General features: G+C 77.1%; 7 protein-coding genes. 5 read left to right on the top strand and 2 right to left on the bottom strand.

Annotated features, from left to right (window positions below; all coding sequences use genetic code 11):
• Together HCN52_RS07355 and HCN52_RS07350 are read right to left on the bottom strand one after the other, a co-directional pair.
• Positions 1 to 933, bottom strand: a 933-nt coding sequence (locus HCN52_RS07355) for an AMP-binding protein (RefSeq protein ID WP_209314256.1), incomplete at its 3' end; no start/stop codon positions are given.
• A gap of 38 nt (positions 934 to 971) precedes the next feature.
• Entirely contained in the window at positions 972 to 1,598 is a 627-nt protein-coding gene (locus HCN52_RS07350; protein ID WP_245174940.1) for a biotin transporter BioY, read from the bottom strand.
• A 60-nt stretch (positions 1,599 to 1,658) separates the two neighbouring features.
• Between HCN52_RS07350 and HCN52_RS07345 the strand changes: the two genes are divergently transcribed.
• The 5 genes from HCN52_RS07345 (at position 1,659) to HCN52_RS07325 (ending at position 15,476) form a co-directional block, all read left to right on the top strand.
• Complete coding sequence (locus HCN52_RS07345) at positions 1,659 to 2,291, top strand: TetR/AcrR family transcriptional regulator (protein WP_168087553.1); 633 nt, start codon at positions 1,659 to 1,661, stop codon at positions 2,289 to 2,291.
• A gap of 429 nt (positions 2,292 to 2,720) precedes the next feature.
• Positions 2,721 to 5,597: a helix-turn-helix transcriptional regulator gene (locus tag HCN52_RS26130; RefSeq protein ID WP_168087552.1), complete on the top strand. Its 2,877-nt coding sequence runs from the start codon at positions 2,721 to 2,723 to the stop codon at positions 5,595 to 5,597.
• A gap of 114 nt (positions 5,598 to 5,711) precedes the next feature.
• The gene (locus HCN52_RS26125) at positions 5,712 to 8,501 is read left to right on the top strand and encodes a helix-turn-helix transcriptional regulator (protein WP_168087551.1); all 2,790 of its coding nucleotides are present in this window, start codon (positions 5,712 to 5,714) and stop codon (positions 8,499 to 8,501) included.
• Positions 8,449 to 11,325: an ATP-binding protein gene (locus HCN52_RS07330; protein WP_168087550.1), complete on the top strand. Its 2,877-nt coding sequence runs from the start codon at positions 8,449 to 8,451 to the stop codon at positions 11,323 to 11,325. Before HCN52_RS26125 ends, HCN52_RS07330 begins: the two co-directional genes overlap by 53 nt.
• Before the next feature lie 920 nt (positions 11,326 to 12,245).
• On the top strand, positions 12,246 to 15,476 hold the full coding sequence (locus HCN52_RS07325; protein WP_209314255.1) for a BTAD domain-containing putative transcriptional regulator: 3,231 nt from the start codon (positions 12,246 to 12,248) through the stop codon (positions 15,474 to 15,476).
• The last annotated feature ends 22 nt before the right edge of the window (positions 15,477 to 15,498 follow it).

Raw genomic sequence — 15,498 nt, 5'->3', positions numbered from 1 at the left:
GGCCAGCCGTGCCGCCGCCGCACGCCGCAGGCCCGCGGCGCCGTCGGAACCGGTCTCGACGACCGCGGCCACCACGGCGCCCACGCCGGGCGTCGGCACGCCGACGACGACGGCGTCCGCGACGCCCGGCAGCTGCCGCAGGGCGGCCTCCACCTCCTCGGGGAGCACGGTGGCCGAAGCGGTCTGAATGGCACCGTCGGCGCGGCCGCGCAGCCGTACGGTGCCCGCGACCGTCTCGGCGAGGTCCCCGACGGTGGCCCACTCCCCGTCCCGCCGCAGCGGGCCGGTCCGTCCGAGGTAGCCGAGCGCGACGTAGGGCGAGCGGACCCACAGCTCGCCGCCGCTCACGCGGAGATCCACGCCGGGGAAGGGGCGCAGGCCCGTGCCGTGGTCGACGGCGACGAAGGAGAGCTCGGCGGCGCCGTAGTAGCCCACGACCCGTATCCCGCGCGCCTCGGCGTCCGCACGCAGCCCGCGGTCGAGTGCGGACCCGCCCACCAGCGCCGTCCGCACGGTGGTCGGCCCGTCCGTGTCGAGCAGGGCTCGCAGCCCCTGCGGTGTGCCGTGGAAGCAGGACGCGCCCGCTCCGCCCCGGCCCAGCACCGGACGAGGACCGCCGTCGAGGGCATGCGCCAGGGAGAAGAGGGTGAGGGAGGACGACGGGGGCGCGGGGAGCGCCACCGCGTCGTCGGAACCGGCCGCGAGCAGCCCGGCCACGGCAGGGAAGGACGCCCGCCAGGACGCGTGGGTGCGCAGCACCACGCGCGGCGTGCCGCTGCTACCCGAGGTCAGCGAGGCCCAGGCCGCATCGCGTGGCACCTGTGCCGTGGCGGCCAGCCCGCGGACGGCGTTCCACTGCGCGTCCGGGAGGCGCGGGTCACCGACCAGCGGGACATCCCCCGCGGCGCGGATGCGCCGGATCTCGTCGGACACCAGGTCCGCGGGGCCGCGCAGCGGAACGACACGCCCGGTCACCGGGCAGCCGCCGGTTCGGCCGCCGGGCCGCGCCCGGACCTCCACTGCCGCCGGAAGGCGCGGGGGTAGGCGCGCACGAGCGTGTTGACGACCAGCGTCGCGACGACGGCCTTCACCAGGTCGCCGGGGAGGAGTGCGAGGCCTACCAGCACCGTCTCCTCCAGCGGTAGCCGTGTGACCGCGCTCTGCACGGGCATCCCGACCGCGTAGACGACCAGGATGCCGCCCACGACGGTCCCCAGGAACGTCCGCCACCAGACCGGCCGGCGGCCACCCGCGTGGACGAGGGCGCCGATCACGAAGGCGCCGACGATCCAGCCCAGCACGTACCCGCCGGTCGGCCCGAGCAGGACACCTGCGCCACCTCGCCCTCCGGCGAGCAGCGGCATCCCCGCCGCCACCAGGACCACCAGCGTCGTCATGGACAGGGCGCCCAACCAGGGGCCGAGGATCGCGCCCGCGAGCATCACCCCGAGGGTCTGTGCCGTGACCGGGACGCCACCGAAGGCGGAGAAGCCCCCGGGCAGGCCCAGGACCGCCGTCATGCCCGCGAAGACCGCCACCCGGGCGAGGTCCGTCGCCTCCAGCCGAGGCCCCGCCGTACGCCGACCGCTCATCGCCATCCCGTCACTTCAGGCACTCGAACACCGTTCAGGTGAACAGCGTTCAGGTAGGCTACCGGCATGAACGACGCCCCGGCAAACCCCACCACGAAGCGGGTCCGCCGCACCCAGGGCGACGTCGTGGCGGCGGCGCTGCGCATCCTGGACGACCAGGGGCTGCCCGACCTGACCATGCGACGCCTCGCCGAGGTGCTCGGCGTGCAACCCAGCGCTCTCTACTGGCACTTCGAGAGCAAGCAGCTCCTGCTCGCCGCGGTGAGCAGCCGCATCCTCGCGCCGCTGGCGCAGGCGGAGCCCGCCGCGTCGCTCTCGGCGACCGCCTCCGTGCTGGGAGCGCGACTGCGCGACTGCCTCCTCGACCACCGCGACGGCGCGGAGCTGGTGTCCAGCTCCCTCGCGCTCGGCCTGGTAGACCCGCCGCTGCACGCCGCCCTCGCGGTCGAGGCCCGACGCCTGGACGCCCCCGCCCCGCTCGCCCGCACCGCGGCCGAGGCGGTGACCCACTTCGTGATCGGGTACGTCTTCCACGAGCAGCAGCGGCTCCAGGCGGACGCACTCGGCGCGACCGGCGCCCTGGCGGCGGAGCGGGTGCCGGCGACCTTCCGGGACACCCTGGCGATGATCGTCGCCGGTATCGACGCCCCGCTCACCCGCTCCCCGGGCGCCCCCGTTCTCGACGCCCCGCGGAGCTGAGGCCCCCCGGCGACAGCCCGAGCGTGGGAGTTCGACCGCCGACCGGCCGGGACGGTCATGAGCGGGTCGTGCTCCCAGGGCTCGGGGCCGGAGCGGTCCGCCCCGCAGGCGTCCGTCGGTCTGCCGGGCCGGACGCAGCCGGCGCGCATGGCATCTGCCTGCCGTGTTCCGGAACCGCGTCCGGGTTTGAGCGACAGCCGCCGGGGTCACTGTGCACAGGCGGGGCCGCGACGCGGCCGCGTGCTCGCCCGAAGGCCCGGCGGGCGGCGGGACGGCGGCGGGACGGTCCGTGTGCGGGGCGTCCCCGAAGGAGGGGAGGGTAGCCTGACCTCTGTCAAGTCGCGCGTGTGCGCGAACGATCCGCCCCTCTCCGTGACCGCGTGACAGACCCCCACTGCGCCATCCGCACGACCGTCTCCGGAGCACGACGTGATCCATGGTCGCCACCCCCAGCTGGCAGCGCTCGTCGGCCAGGCGACCGCCGCGCGGAGCGGTGAGGTGCGGTGTGTCGTCCTCGCCGCTCCGCCCGGACACGGGAAGTCCCGACTGCTGAACGCGCTGCTGGCTCACGACGTCTGCGCCGGGATGCGGGTGTGCCGACTGCCGAGCGGCGGCTCCGTCGCACTGCCGGAGGCGACCGGGCTCCGCTCCCGGCCGCTGGTGCTCGCCCTCGACGACGCACACGAGTGCGACGAGCCCTCCCTGCGCCGTATCACCCTGCTCCTGCGGCCCGCTGCGCCTCGCCCGCTGCTCATCGTCCTGTGCCGTCGTTCCGGAGCTCCGCCCCGGGCCCCGCGGGGCTGGGCCGACCTGCTCGCGCAGCCCTCGGCGACCGTGCTCCCGCTGCCGCCGCTGGACGCCGACGCCGTGCGCGGCCTCGCGGAGGAGACGTTCGGCGGACCCGCCCACCCCCGCTTCGCGGCCGCCGTCACCGACGCCGTGAGCGGTCACCCCGGCACGGCGGTACGGCTGTTGCGGGCGCTGCGCGCGGCAGGGCTCGACGCCGACGAGGCCGGAGCCCGGCAGGCGGCGGAGATCGGCGGAGAGTTGACCGCCCGCGCCGCGCTGCGCCTGCTGGAGAGGGAGCCGGACGACGCCCGGCGCGTCGCCACCGCGCTCGCCGTCCTCACGGAGGCCCGTACCCACGCCGGTGCCGACGCGGTGGTCGGCACGGAAGCCCGTGCGGGCATCGAAACGGACGTCGACACCGAGGACGGGGCCGGTACCCGTGTCGTCGCCGCGCTCGCCGACGTCGACACCGCCCGGGTCGGCGACGTGGCCCGGTTCCTCCGCCACGCGGGAGCGGCCGCCCCCGACGGCGGCTGCGCCCTCCACCCCGCGGTACGGACCGCCCTCCTCGCGCGGCTCGGGCCCCGCCGCGGCCCCCTCCACGCCCGCGCCGCCCTGCTGCTCAGCGACCACGGGCGCCCGGCCGAGGAGGTCGCCCGGCACCTGGCGCACGCCCCGGCCGCCGAGGGCCGCTGGGCGACCGCGGTCCTGCGGCGGGCCGCCGCGGAGGCTGAGCGCCGCGGCGGACGCGCCGACGCCGCCCGCTACCTCCACCGCGTGCTGGAGACCGAACCGGACGACACCGCCGCGCGCGTGCGGCTCGCGCTCGTCACCTCCCTCGACACGCCGTTCGGCGCCATCCCGCACTTTCGTGCCGCCCTCGCCGAGGCCCGCGAACCGGCCCTGCGCGCCGCCATCGCCGTGCAGTACGCCATGGCCTGCATATCCGTCGCGCTGCCCGAGGCGTGCCGGAGCGAGGCCGTCGAGGCCCTGGAGGCGGGGTGGAGCGCCCTGCGCTCCGGGCCCGGTGCCGACCCCCGGCTCGGCGACCAGGTCCGGGCCGTCCTGCTGCTGATGGGCAGCCCCGTCCGCGACGCGGCCGCCGACCCCCCGCGCCCCACCGGCGCCACGGTCGCCGCAACCACCCACCCCCACGGCGCCGACCGGATCCAGACCGCCGCCCTGTCCGCCCTGCACACCGCTCTCGCCGGCCGGTCCCGGCAGGGCGCCCTCGCCGACGCCCGGCAGGTCCAGGCCGGGCCGGGCCGCCGCCAGCCGCCCTGGCTGCACTTCACCCTCGCCGCCACCTTCGCCCTCGCGGACGAGACCGAGCGCGCCCACCAGGCCCTGGACGCCATGCTCCACCAGGGCGGCGACCGGCCCTCGCCCTGGCTGCGGGCCTTTGCCGCCGCCATGCGCTCGCTGGTGCTCCAGCGCGGCGGTGCCGTCCTCGCCGCCGCGGGGGAGGCACGCGCCTCCCTCGCGGACGCGCGCACCGCCGCCGACGCGCTCGCCCGGGGCCACGGGGGCGACGAAGGGACGGCCGGCACCCGCCGCATGCTCGCGCAGGCCGTCCTCGCCGCCGTCCACGTCGACCGCGGGGAACCCCGCCGGGCCTGGCGCGTGCTCAACGAGGAGGGCCGGACCGAACCCGACGACTGCGCCCTCACCGCCCTGCTCTGCCTCCACACCCGGGCGCGCGCCTACTGGGCGGCCGGGCACCCCGTTCCCGCCCTCGCCCTGCTGCGCCAGTGCGGACTGGCGCAGGACGGCGCCGGCGCCCTGAACCCCGTCATCGTTCCGTGGTGGACCGACGCCTGCCTCGTTCTCGCCGAACTGGGCAGGCCCGCCGAGGGCCGCCCGCTCGCAGAACAGGGAGCGGAACGCGCCCGCCTCTGGGACACCCCCCGCGCCCGCGGACTCGCCGCCCTCGCGCAGGGTGCACTCACCCCCGGCAGCGTCGGACTGGATCTCCTCGCGGAATCCGTGCACCACCTCGCCGACTCCCCGGCGGTCACCGAACACGCCCGGGCACAACACCGGTTCGGTGTCGCGCTGCTGGTGCACGGCGACGAGGCCGGGGCCCGCGACCGGCTGCGCCGCGCCGCCGGACTCGCCGTGGAGTGCGGCGCCCTCGCCCTGGCCGAGAGGTCACGCCGAGCCCTCGCCACCGCCGGTGGACGTCCCGGCCGCGGCACCGGCAGGCCTCCCGTCGGACTGCTGACCTCCTCCGAGCTCAGGGTCGCCGGCCTGGCCATCTCCGGAGCCGGCAACCGCGACATCGCCCGTCAGCTCTTCGTCACCGTGCGCACCGTGGAGTCCCACCTCACCAACGTCTACCGCAAGCTCGGCGTCCACCGTCGCGACCAACTCGGCGCAGCACTACGGGCCGTACGGGGCGGAAAGGGGCTCCCCGGGGAGCGCGCCGACGCGTGGGGGGACCGCCGGGACGGGCTGCCCGCGACGCCCCGCCGGGCCCGGCCGAGCGCCCAGCCCCACCTGGGCGGGACCCGGTAGATGGACGGAGCCGGTGGCGACGGACCCCGACGGCAGGCCACTTCGGCGTGCCGTCCCTGGCCGGCGGTGGGCGGCGCCCCGCTTCCCGCCTGCCTGCGGGCCCGGGAACGGGCCGTGCTCGCCCGCGTCGTCGACGGCCTCGCCGACGGTACGGGCGGCAGTGCGCTCGTCACGCTGGCGGGCGGAGCCGGAGCGGGGCAGGAGTCGCTCGTCGGCTCAGCCGTCGCGAGGGCGCGTGCCCTCGGGTACCGGGTGGTGCACACCCGGGCGCCGCGGCCGGGGGCCACCGACCCGGTCGGCGCGACCGCGGCCCGCGCCCCGCTGATCCCGGGTTGCGGCACCCCCGCGGACGGCGGCGCGATGAGGCGGCTCCTGGCCGCCACCCGGACGCGGCCCCTGCTCCTGGCCGTCGAGGAGGCCCAGTGGCTCGACCCGCGCGCGCTCGGCGAACTCCGGGCGCTGCTGCGCCGCTCCACGCCGGCGCGACTGACAGTCGTCTGTGCGGGAACCACCGGAGCCGGGCCCGCTGACGGAAGCGGCTGGCTCGGCGCGGTCGGCTCCTCCTTCGGGCCGCCCGCCCACCATCTGCGACTGGCGCCGCTGCCCCACGACGAGATCGCCTCGCTCGTCACGCTCCTGTGCGGGCCCGCCACCGAGGAGTTCACCGACGAGGCCGCACGCGTCAGCGGCGCGCACCCCGCCGTCCTGCACGACCTCCTGCTGCGCCACACCGCCCGAGGTCTCCCCGCGGACGCCGACGGTGCCCGCGGACTGGGGGAGGCCGGCCGCGCGGTCCTGGGCGACCACCTGCTCGCAGCCCTGCGGGGGCTCGGTGGCGGGGCGCGGTCCCTGGTGGCGGCTCTCGCCGTCTGCGGGGAGCTCCTGGACCCCGCCGCCGTGTCCTCGGTCGCCGCGGCCGACCGGACGGAGACCGGCCCGGCGCTGCGGGAGCTGGCGGAGGCTCCGGGCATACGGCGGCACCCCGGCGACCGGCTCACCGTCGACCCCGGTGTCCGGAGCCGGCTGCTGGAGGAGCTGGACGATCAGGAGCGGGCTGCTCTGCACGCCCGGGCCGCGCACCTCGCCCACCGTGCCGGGGCCGCGGACCGAGCCGTGGCGGATCTGCTGCTCGCCGCCCGTCCGGACGGTGCCGCCGACGCCCCGTGGGCCGTCCGAACCCTGCGCCGCGCCGCCCGCGAGGCCGCGCGAGGCGATGACCACATACGATCCGCGGCGCTGCTCGACCGGCTGGCGGAGCGGGAGGCCGACCCCGAGCGCCGGGCCCGGCTGGACGTGGAGTCCGCCGCAGCGCTGTTGGTCGCCCGGCCCGAGATCGGCGACGCCCGGATCGCCAGGATTCTGCGCACCCCGGGCATCCCGGCCGCCGTCCGGCTCCGCGCCGCTGACCTCGGCATCACCGGGGGAGGCGCCCTCGAACGCGCCCTCACGGACGCGCTGGAGGAGGCCGCCGGCGACGAGCGCGCGACGCTTCTCGCCCTTGGCTGGGCCGCCGACCCCGCCTCGCGGCGCACGGCCGTCGGTCTGCCCCCGCTGCCGCGACTGCCCGACCGGCCGTCGCTGCCCGCCCAAGCGGCGGTGCGCGCTCACCAGCTCGCCCTGCGGGGAGAGCGGATGGAGCAGTCCGTGGCGTTGGCCCGGGCCGCACTCGGCGACGCGGCGGCGGCACGGTGCGGGACCGGCCCCGCCGGCGCGGGGGCGACAGTGGGGGAGTCGGTGCAACTCGTCCTGGCCGCCTGCCGGGCGCTGTCCCTCACCGACGTCCCCGAGGAAGCCGAGGTCGCCCTCGACCGGCTGCTCGGAGAGCTCCGCGGCGCCCCGCTGCGACTCGCCCGCCCCCACCTCCTCGCGCTGCGCGGCGAGATCAACCTGCGCCGTGGGCGCCTCGCGCAGGCCGAACGGGACCTGGAGGCGGCCGGGAGCGCGGTTGCCGCGACCGTCAGGGCGCGGGTGCTCGTCCCGTACATCCACGGCCTCCGCGCCTTCGTCGACCTGGAGGCCGGGCGCGGACGCCGGGCCCGGCAATGGGCCTTCGCCCCACTGCCGCCGGCTGCCCGGTCGGGAGAGCACCACGCGTGGCTGCTGTTCGCCCGCGGCGCGCTCTCGCTGAGCGAGGGCCGCCTGCACCGGGCCCTCGGGGACCTGCACGAGTGCGGCCGTCTGCTGGAGCATCGCGGTCATCTCAACCCGGCCCTCATACCGTGGCGGTCGGTCGCGGCCTTCGGTTTTCGGGCCCTCGGCCGGGAGGCCGAGGGACGGGCGGCCGTCGAGGCGGAGCGGGCCCGCGCCCGCCGGTGGGGCGCGGGAAGCGCCCTCGCCTGGGCGGAGGTCGCCGCCGAGCAGGGGGAGCCCGGACCACGCGCTCCCGAGGCCGAACGCGCGGACCGGCTGGCCCGCGTCGGCTCGGCCGTGTCCCGTGCCAGGTCAGGACCGACCGGTCCCCAGTACGCCCGTGTACTCGCCGAGCTGGCTGAACTCCACATCGGGGCCCCCGCCGACGGCGATCCGCGGGCCCCCGCCACCCTGCACGAACTGACGGCGCTCACCGCCGATTACCCCTCCGCTCCCATGGCGGACCGCGCCCGCGTTCTCGCCGGGGCCGCCACGAGCGCCGCCTCCGTCCCCGGCTGGGACGCACTCTCGGCGGCGGAACGGCAGGCCGCCCTGCTGGCCGGGCGCGGCGACACCAACCGGGAGATCGCCGCGCTGCTGGAGATCTCCCTCCGCGCGGTCGAACTGCGGATCACCCGCGTCTACCGCAAGTTGGGCGTCCGCGGGCGCCCGGAGCTCCGCGCGCTCGTCGACCCACGGACACGGAAGGACTGTGAACTCGATGCTGGTCCAGCGGGACGGCGAACTGGGTGCGATCCGGGAGGCGCTGGCTGAAGCAGCCCGAGGCCGCTCCTCGCTCACCGTGGTGACGGGACCGCTGGGCGCCGGGCGGTCCGCCCTGCTCCACGCGCTGTTCCGGTGTACCGCCCCCGGTGCGGCACGCCCCCTGTGGGCCACCGCCGCGCCCGAGGAGCGGGACGTGCCGTTCGGTGTGGTCCGCCAACTGCTCGACGGCCTTCTCCTCGACGGGTTGCCGGCGAAGGAGGAGCCTCCGGGCGGGGACGGGCCCTGCGACGATGTTCTCGGTAAGTCCGAGGGGCGGCCCGACGCGGTCCGACACCCCCCGGAGCCGACCGGCGCGGACGTGGACGCCGACACCGCGGGGGGAGACCCCGGAACCGTCGCCGACGCCCTGCTCGCCCTGCCGGCCGAACCCGGAACCCACGCGCCCCCGCTGATCCTCGTCGACGACCTCCACTGGGCGGACGCCCCCTCACTGCGCTGGCTCGCCCGGGCCGCCTCCCGGCCCGACGGGCCCGGGCTGGTCCTGGTCTGCAGCGTGCGGAACGGCGAACCCGGAGCACGTGACACCCTGGTGCGCGACCTCGTCGAGAACGCCGACCGGGTGCTGCGCCCCGCCCCGCTCGGCCTCGCCGCCACGGGGGCGCTGGTGCGCGAGCACCTCGGGGGGGCCGCCGAGGAGGAGTTCGTCCACGCCTGCCACCGGGTCACGGGCGGTCGGCCGCTGTTCCTGGTGTCCCTGCTGTCCGAGCTCGGCGGTACCGGACGTCCGCCCCTCGCCGCGCACGTGCCCCTGGTGCGCGCCGCCCGGCCCGAGCAGCTGCACGAGCGGGTGGTGAGCGCCCTCGGCCGGCAGACCCCGGCCGTGCGGGCGGCCGCCGCCGCACTGGCCACCCTGCGCGTGGACGTGGCGGACGGCGGCGTGCTCCACGCGCTCCTGGCGAGGCTCGCCGCCCTCGACGATGCCGGAGTCGGCGCGGTCCTGCGCTCCCTGCGGGAGCTGGGCCTGGTCGAGCACGGTGCGGGGGAGGACGGGGGCGGTACGCGGTTCGTCCAGCCCGGGATCCGGGAGGCCGTCGAGCGTGCCCTGGGCCCCGCCGAGCGGCGGCAGCGGCACGCGGACGCCGCGCGGCTGCTCCACGAACTCGGCCGCCCGGCCGAAGAGGTCGCCGCCCAGTTGGAGGCGGTCGAGCGGGGCGGGTGTCCCTGGGCCGTCCCCGTCCTGCGGGACGCCGCAGACCGTGCCCGGCGTCGCGGGGCGCCCGACCGCGCCGTGCGGTACCTGCGGCGCGCCCTGCTCGACGTGCCCGACCAGGGGCCCGCCCGGGCCCGCCTCCTCGTCGAACTCGCGGCGGCAGAACTGCCCTTCGACGCGTCGGCCGCCGAGTCCCACCTGGCGCAGGCGCTGCCGCTGCTGCCGACCGCCACCGAACGGGCCGCGGCCGCCCTGGTACTCGCGCCCTGCGTGGTGGCCCCGCTCACCCCCGGTGGCGCGGAAATGCTCCGGGAGGCCGCCGACGATCTGGCAGCCGCGGACGGAGCGAGCGGGAAGCCGGAGGAGGAGCCGGGGGAGGAGGCACTGCGGCTGGAGGCGCGGCTGCGGTATGCCGGCTTCACCGACCCCGGCCGCCTCACCGACGCCACGGACCGGCTCCGCACGGCGGACGCAGCGGTCCACTCGGCCGGCGGACGCGAACTGCTCGCCGTCCTGCTGCACGCGACGACGCTGGGCGCGGCCGCGGAGGCGTCCGAGGTCGCGCGGCGGGCCCACGCCGTCCTGGAGCGGCTACCGGCCTCCGAGCCGGGCCCCGGGTCGGAGATCCAGCTGGTGCTGGTCTCCCTGATGGCCGCCGACGCCGTCGAAGCCGTCGAGTCCTGGCTCGACGCCGCCGAGGAACACCCCGCCCATCGCGGCGCCGACGCGCTGCGCCATTCCCGGCGCGCCCTCCTGCACGTCGCCAGGGGCCGGCTGCCGCGGGCCCGGGAGGAGTTGGAGCGGGTCCTCACCGCCGCCGGGACGGTCGGCGCGGAGAACCGCGACTTCGTCCTCGGTGTGCTGTGCGCGGTGGCGCTGTCCGCGCGCGACACGCGACTCGGCTCGCTCGTCGTGGCCGAGGCCCGTGACTCCGCCGTCTCACCGCTCCAGGACGTGCTGGCCGGGATGGTGCGGATGCCGGAACAGGCCCGCGCGGGCGACCCCGCCGCCGCGCTGGAGACCGCGATGGAGTGCGGACGGCAACTGGAGGCTGTCGGCTGGCGCAACCCGGTCCTGTTCCCGTGGCGCCCCTGGGCCGTCTCGCTCGCCCAGCGCACCGGGGACCACCATCTGGCGCACACCCTCGCCACCGTGGAGTACGCGCGGGCCCGGCAGTGGGGGGCGCCGGTCGGCGTCGGGCGCGCGCTGCGGCTGCTGGCCCGTACCACCGGCGTGGCGGAGCGCGTCGACATGCTGCGTGAGTCGGTCTCCGTGCTCCGTGGCTCGGCCAACGAGCTCGAACTCCTCATGGCCCTGAGGGACCTCGGGCGTCTCCTCGGCGACGGCGCGGAGGCCCGGGAGGTGCTGCGTGAGGCCGGGCGGCTGGCCGCGGCCTGCGGCGCCCCCTGGCCCGCCGACCGGAGGGAGCCCGGCCCCGCGCGGAGCGCCGGCGCGGAACGCGCCGCGCTCACCCGCACCGAGAACCGTGTGGCGCTGCTGGTTGTCACCGGATTCACCAACCGGGAAATAGCAGCCGAACTCGAGGTGAGCGTTCGAGCGGTGGAGAAGCATCTCACCCACGTCTACCGCAAATTCGGCGTAAAGGGGAGGCGCGGCCTGTCCGCCCATCTCTACGAGACCGAGGTGAACGCCGCCGAGTGAGGGCGTTCCCGCCCTTCCGTCCGGGCCGGCGCTCCGACCGTACCGAAGTCCCCAGTCGGGCATCCGGTGGTGCTGAACAGCGGTTTCTCGACCGTACCGAACCAGTGGTGCTCCCTCCCGCTGCTGAACCGAACCTTTCCCTCACGCCCCACAGGATCAGCCCGGCAGGGGCCGGAGCGTGTTGACCGCGTTGGCCGGAAATCCTTAGAGTTCCCCCACGGAAACCGGCAAACAATGCAGGTGACGAGACCGGGGGTTGACTCCGGAAAATCTGGACAGGGGAACACGTTCGCTCGGTCGAGTCCTCCCTCCGAGAGAACTCGGGCACGAAGCGGACATCGAATTCGCGTTTACTGCCAATGATGCCGTCGGCACCGACGGCGGTGTGGCGGCGACGGGAGCGTCAGCGCCGCGTCCCCGGCCCCGCGGGGACGGGGCGTCACCGGTTCACGGCGTCCCCGGCCCACCGGTGGCGCCCGGGCCCGGGCGGTGCCCGACCCTCCCCACCCCCGCATGTCTCCCGCGCGGTGGCCCAGCGCCACCGCCCGGGCGGCGGAACCGGGCGATCCCCGGCCCGCCGCACGTCGCGTCACGTGCGCACGCCGCGCACGAGTGTCCCAGGCACGAAGGGCGATCATGTACCAGACCACCACGGCGGGAGGACGGACGGGCGCAGCCCGTACCGCCGCTCCCGGCACCACGAGGAGCCACGGTCCCACGAGGAACCACCGCACCGCCCGTGGTCGCGCTCCCGGCCCCCGGCAGACCGGGCGGACCCGGCCCGCCGGGGAAACGGGCCGTTTCCGGCGCGGCCGCCCCCCGGAAACGGGCACGCAGTCCCCCGTCGTCCCCCCGGCCTCCCTCTCCAGTGAGCTGTGATGCGGCGGCCTCCGGGCGCCCTCACCGCGCAGCGCCGTCCCGTGACGTCCCCCGGAGCGGGCGGCCGTGACGCCCCGGCGGAGGGACAACGCAATCCGCAGGGGCGGAACGTCGCGGCTGTCGGCGAACGCGGCGGCGCGCTTCTGGGCGCGCTCGACGTGCGGCTGGTCGCGGGGCTGGCGTCCGGGCTCTCCACCGTCCAGTTGGCCTCACGACTGCATCTGAGCCGGCAGGGCGTCGAGTACCGCGTCAGTTCGCTGCTCCGCAGGCTGCGGGCCCCCAACCGGGTGGCGCTCGTCGCCCGGGCGTACGACACGGGGGTGCTCGCGGCCGGTGCCTGGCCGCCGACCACCGGACGGTTCCCGGCGCGCGACGGCCCGCAGTGCTCCGGCGGACGGCCCGACGAGGGGCTCCCGCGGCCCGGCACGCGCGCCTACGTCCACCGGGTGCGCGGCCGACCCGGTCAGCCGCTCCCCGCTCACGGCGCTCCCCCCGACCGCGGTGCCCCGAGCGGTAGCACGCCCACCGGACGAGGCGGCCCGGGCACGTGCCTCAGCCCGGTGCAGCGGCGCATCCTGGCGGAGCTGGCAGCCGGCCGCTCCGCCCGCGAACTCGCCCAGCGGCTGTCGCTCAGCCGCAAAGGCGTCGAGTACCACATCGGCACGATGCTGCGAAAGCTCGCCGTGCCGAACCGGACCGCCCTGGTCGCCAAGGCGTACGCCCTGCGGGTGCTGCTCCCCGGCGACGGGCTCCCCACGTCCCGTGCGTTCGACGTTCCCCCCACACCAAGCCGTGGCGGTGTCACCACCGCCCCGGCGGATGCTCACGGAGAATCGATGGACTTCTCGATACTCGGGCCGCTCCGCGTCCAGCACGGCGGAGCGGACCTCTCGGTGTCAGGCACGTGCCAGAGAGCCGTCCTCGGCTCGCTGCTGTTGCGCGACAACGAGGCCATGGCCACCAGCGCCCTGCTGAAGGCGATCTGGGGCGCGGATCCGCCGCGCACCGCACGCAAGATGATCCAGAACGCCGTGTCCGGGCTGCGCAACCTGCTCTCCGTCGACACCGGCCCCGACACCCCCCTGCTGCTCACCCACCCGCCGGGCTACCTGCTGCACACCGCCCCCGACCGCATCGACCGCCGCTGCTTCGACGACCTCGTCGGCCGCGGCCGAGCCCAACTGCGGGAGGGGGAGCCCGAAGCAGCCGCCCGGTCCCTGCGCGAGGCCCTCGCCCTGTGGCGCGGCGACCCGCTGGCCGACCTCGTCGAACTCGGCTACGACTGGCCCGAGGCGACCGTCCTCAAGGAGAGCCGGAAGACGGCCGTCGAAGACCTCTTCGAGGCGCAACTCGCCTGCGGCCTCCACCACGAGGTGATGGGCGACCTCGCCCTCGCCGCCACTGCCGAACCGCTGCGGGAGCGGCTCTGCGGGCTCATCATGCTCGCCGCCTACCGCTCCGGCAGGCAGGGCGAGGCCCTCGCCGCCTACCGCGCCCTGCGCACCCGACTCGTGGCCGAACTCGGCGTCGAGCCGGGCGAGGAACTGAAGGCCCTGGAGTACGGCATCCTCAACCAGGACCCCCGGCTCCAGCTGGGCTCGCCACCGGCGCGGCTCGCGGCCGCGGCCCCGATGCGGGAGCGGGCGCCGGCACCCGACCGGGAACGTGAAGCCGCGACCCCGGGCGCCGACCCCGCCGCACCGTACCCGCTGAGCGCGGTGGCTGCGACGCACACGTCCGGAGGCCCGGTGCCGGTCGGGCCGCGCAGCCGGACCGCCGCGGCGGGGGAGACCGGCACGCCCGCTCCCGCCGGCCCCGGCACGCCCGGGCGGATGCCGGCCGCCGAACAGCAGGAGTGCGGCGACGGGGCGGCCCCGACGCAGCCCGACGCCGGCGGCGGCCGGGCCGAACGTCGCGACATCACCGTCGTGATGGTCACCGCCGACGCCGCCACCGAGGCCGTGGCACGGTTCGTCGAGGAGGAGATCGAGCGCTGCGGCGGGGTGGCCGCCCCCGGCCCCGGCTCCTCCTGGTGCGGCTACTTCGGCGCCACCCGGCACCTCACCGACCACGCCGAACGCGCCCTGACCGCCGTCGGCGCCATCACCCGCTGGGCGGCGGAGAGCTACCCCGACGTCTCCATCCGGGTGGCCATGCACTCCGGTGAGGCCGTGGTCTCCCACAACGGCACCGCCGAGTCGGTCCCGCTGGTCGAGGCCGGCGTCCTCGACAGCTGCCGCCGCCTCGCCGCCGTCACCGTCCCCGGACACCTGCGCATCGACTCCGCCCCGGGCCGGCCCGCGCCGCCCCGGCTCACCCTCGCCTCCCGTCCCCAGCCGCACCGGCTGGCCGGGCCGTTCGTCGGGCGCACCGCGGAGACGGACCTGCTCCAGGGCATGCTCCGACGGGTCGCCCAGGCCGGAACTCCCGGCCTCGCCACCCTGGTGGGCGCCCCCGGCATCGGCAAGACACGGCTGCTGGCGGAGCTGGCGCACCGGGCGGCGGACGGCTCCGAGGACGGCGCCGTCGTCCTGCGGGCGACGGCCGGCCCCGGGGAGCGCGGCACCGCCGCGAGCATCCTCGGGGACGTGATCCGGGACCACCTGGGACTGCACCGCGCCGACGACCCGGCCGCGGTGGAACAGCGCCTCGCCGACTGCGCGGCCGCGCTCGGCACCGCCCACGACAACGTCCTGCCCGGGGTCCGGCACGCGCTCGGTCTCGTTCCCGACGCCTCCGGGCACCCCGATGCCGTGGACGCCTGCGTGACCGTGCTGCGCAGGATCGCGCGGACCCGCCCGACCGTGCTGCTGCTCGACGACATCCACCTGGCCGACGACGAGCTCGCCGCCGCGCTGGCGGTACTGACCGGCGTGCCGTCGCCGCTTCCGGTGCTGGTGGTGGCCGCCGGCCGCCCCGGTTTCGGAGCGCGGCTCACCCCCTGGCACGAGCGGTTCACCAACACCATGCACCTGGTTCTCGACCCGCTTCCCGACACCGCGGTGACCCGCCTGCTGGCCTCCTTGCTCAGCACCGGGCAGCGGCTCGAGCACTTCGGTACCAGGCTCTCCCCGGCGGGCAGCGGCGAGAGCGCGCAGTGGCGGTCTCTCCTGACCGACCTGGGCGGGAACCCGGGACGGGCCGAGGAGTTCGCCGCCGCCGTCAACGCCGGGCCGGACGACGCCGTGGTCCCGGTCGGGCCCTGGGCGGGCGCCGGGCGGGCGGTCGGGGCGACGGGTGCCCGGCTCGGCGGCTCCGCCAGCTCGGCCTGAGCGCCGCCGGGCGGTGGGGGCG

Source organism: Streptomyces bohaiensis, assembly GCF_012033785.1.
Taxonomy (GTDB): domain Bacteria; phylum Actinomycetota; class Actinomycetes; order Streptomycetales; family Streptomycetaceae; genus Streptomyces; species Streptomyces bohaiensis.
This window is presented reverse-complemented; position numbering and strand designations above follow the sequence as displayed.

Coding starts and splice junctions, on each gene's coding strand:
- HCN52_RS07350 (WP_245174940.1), bottom strand. CDS start 1,598: ATGGCGATGAGCGGTCGGCGTACGGCGGGGCCTCGGCTGGAGGCGACG.
- HCN52_RS07345 (WP_168087553.1), top strand. CDS start 1,659: ATGAACGACGCCCCGGCAAACCCCACCACGAAGCGGGTCCGCCGCACC.
- HCN52_RS07330 (WP_168087550.1), top strand. CDS start 8,449: ATGCTGGTCCAGCGGGACGGCGAACTGGGTGCGATCCGGGAGGCGCTG.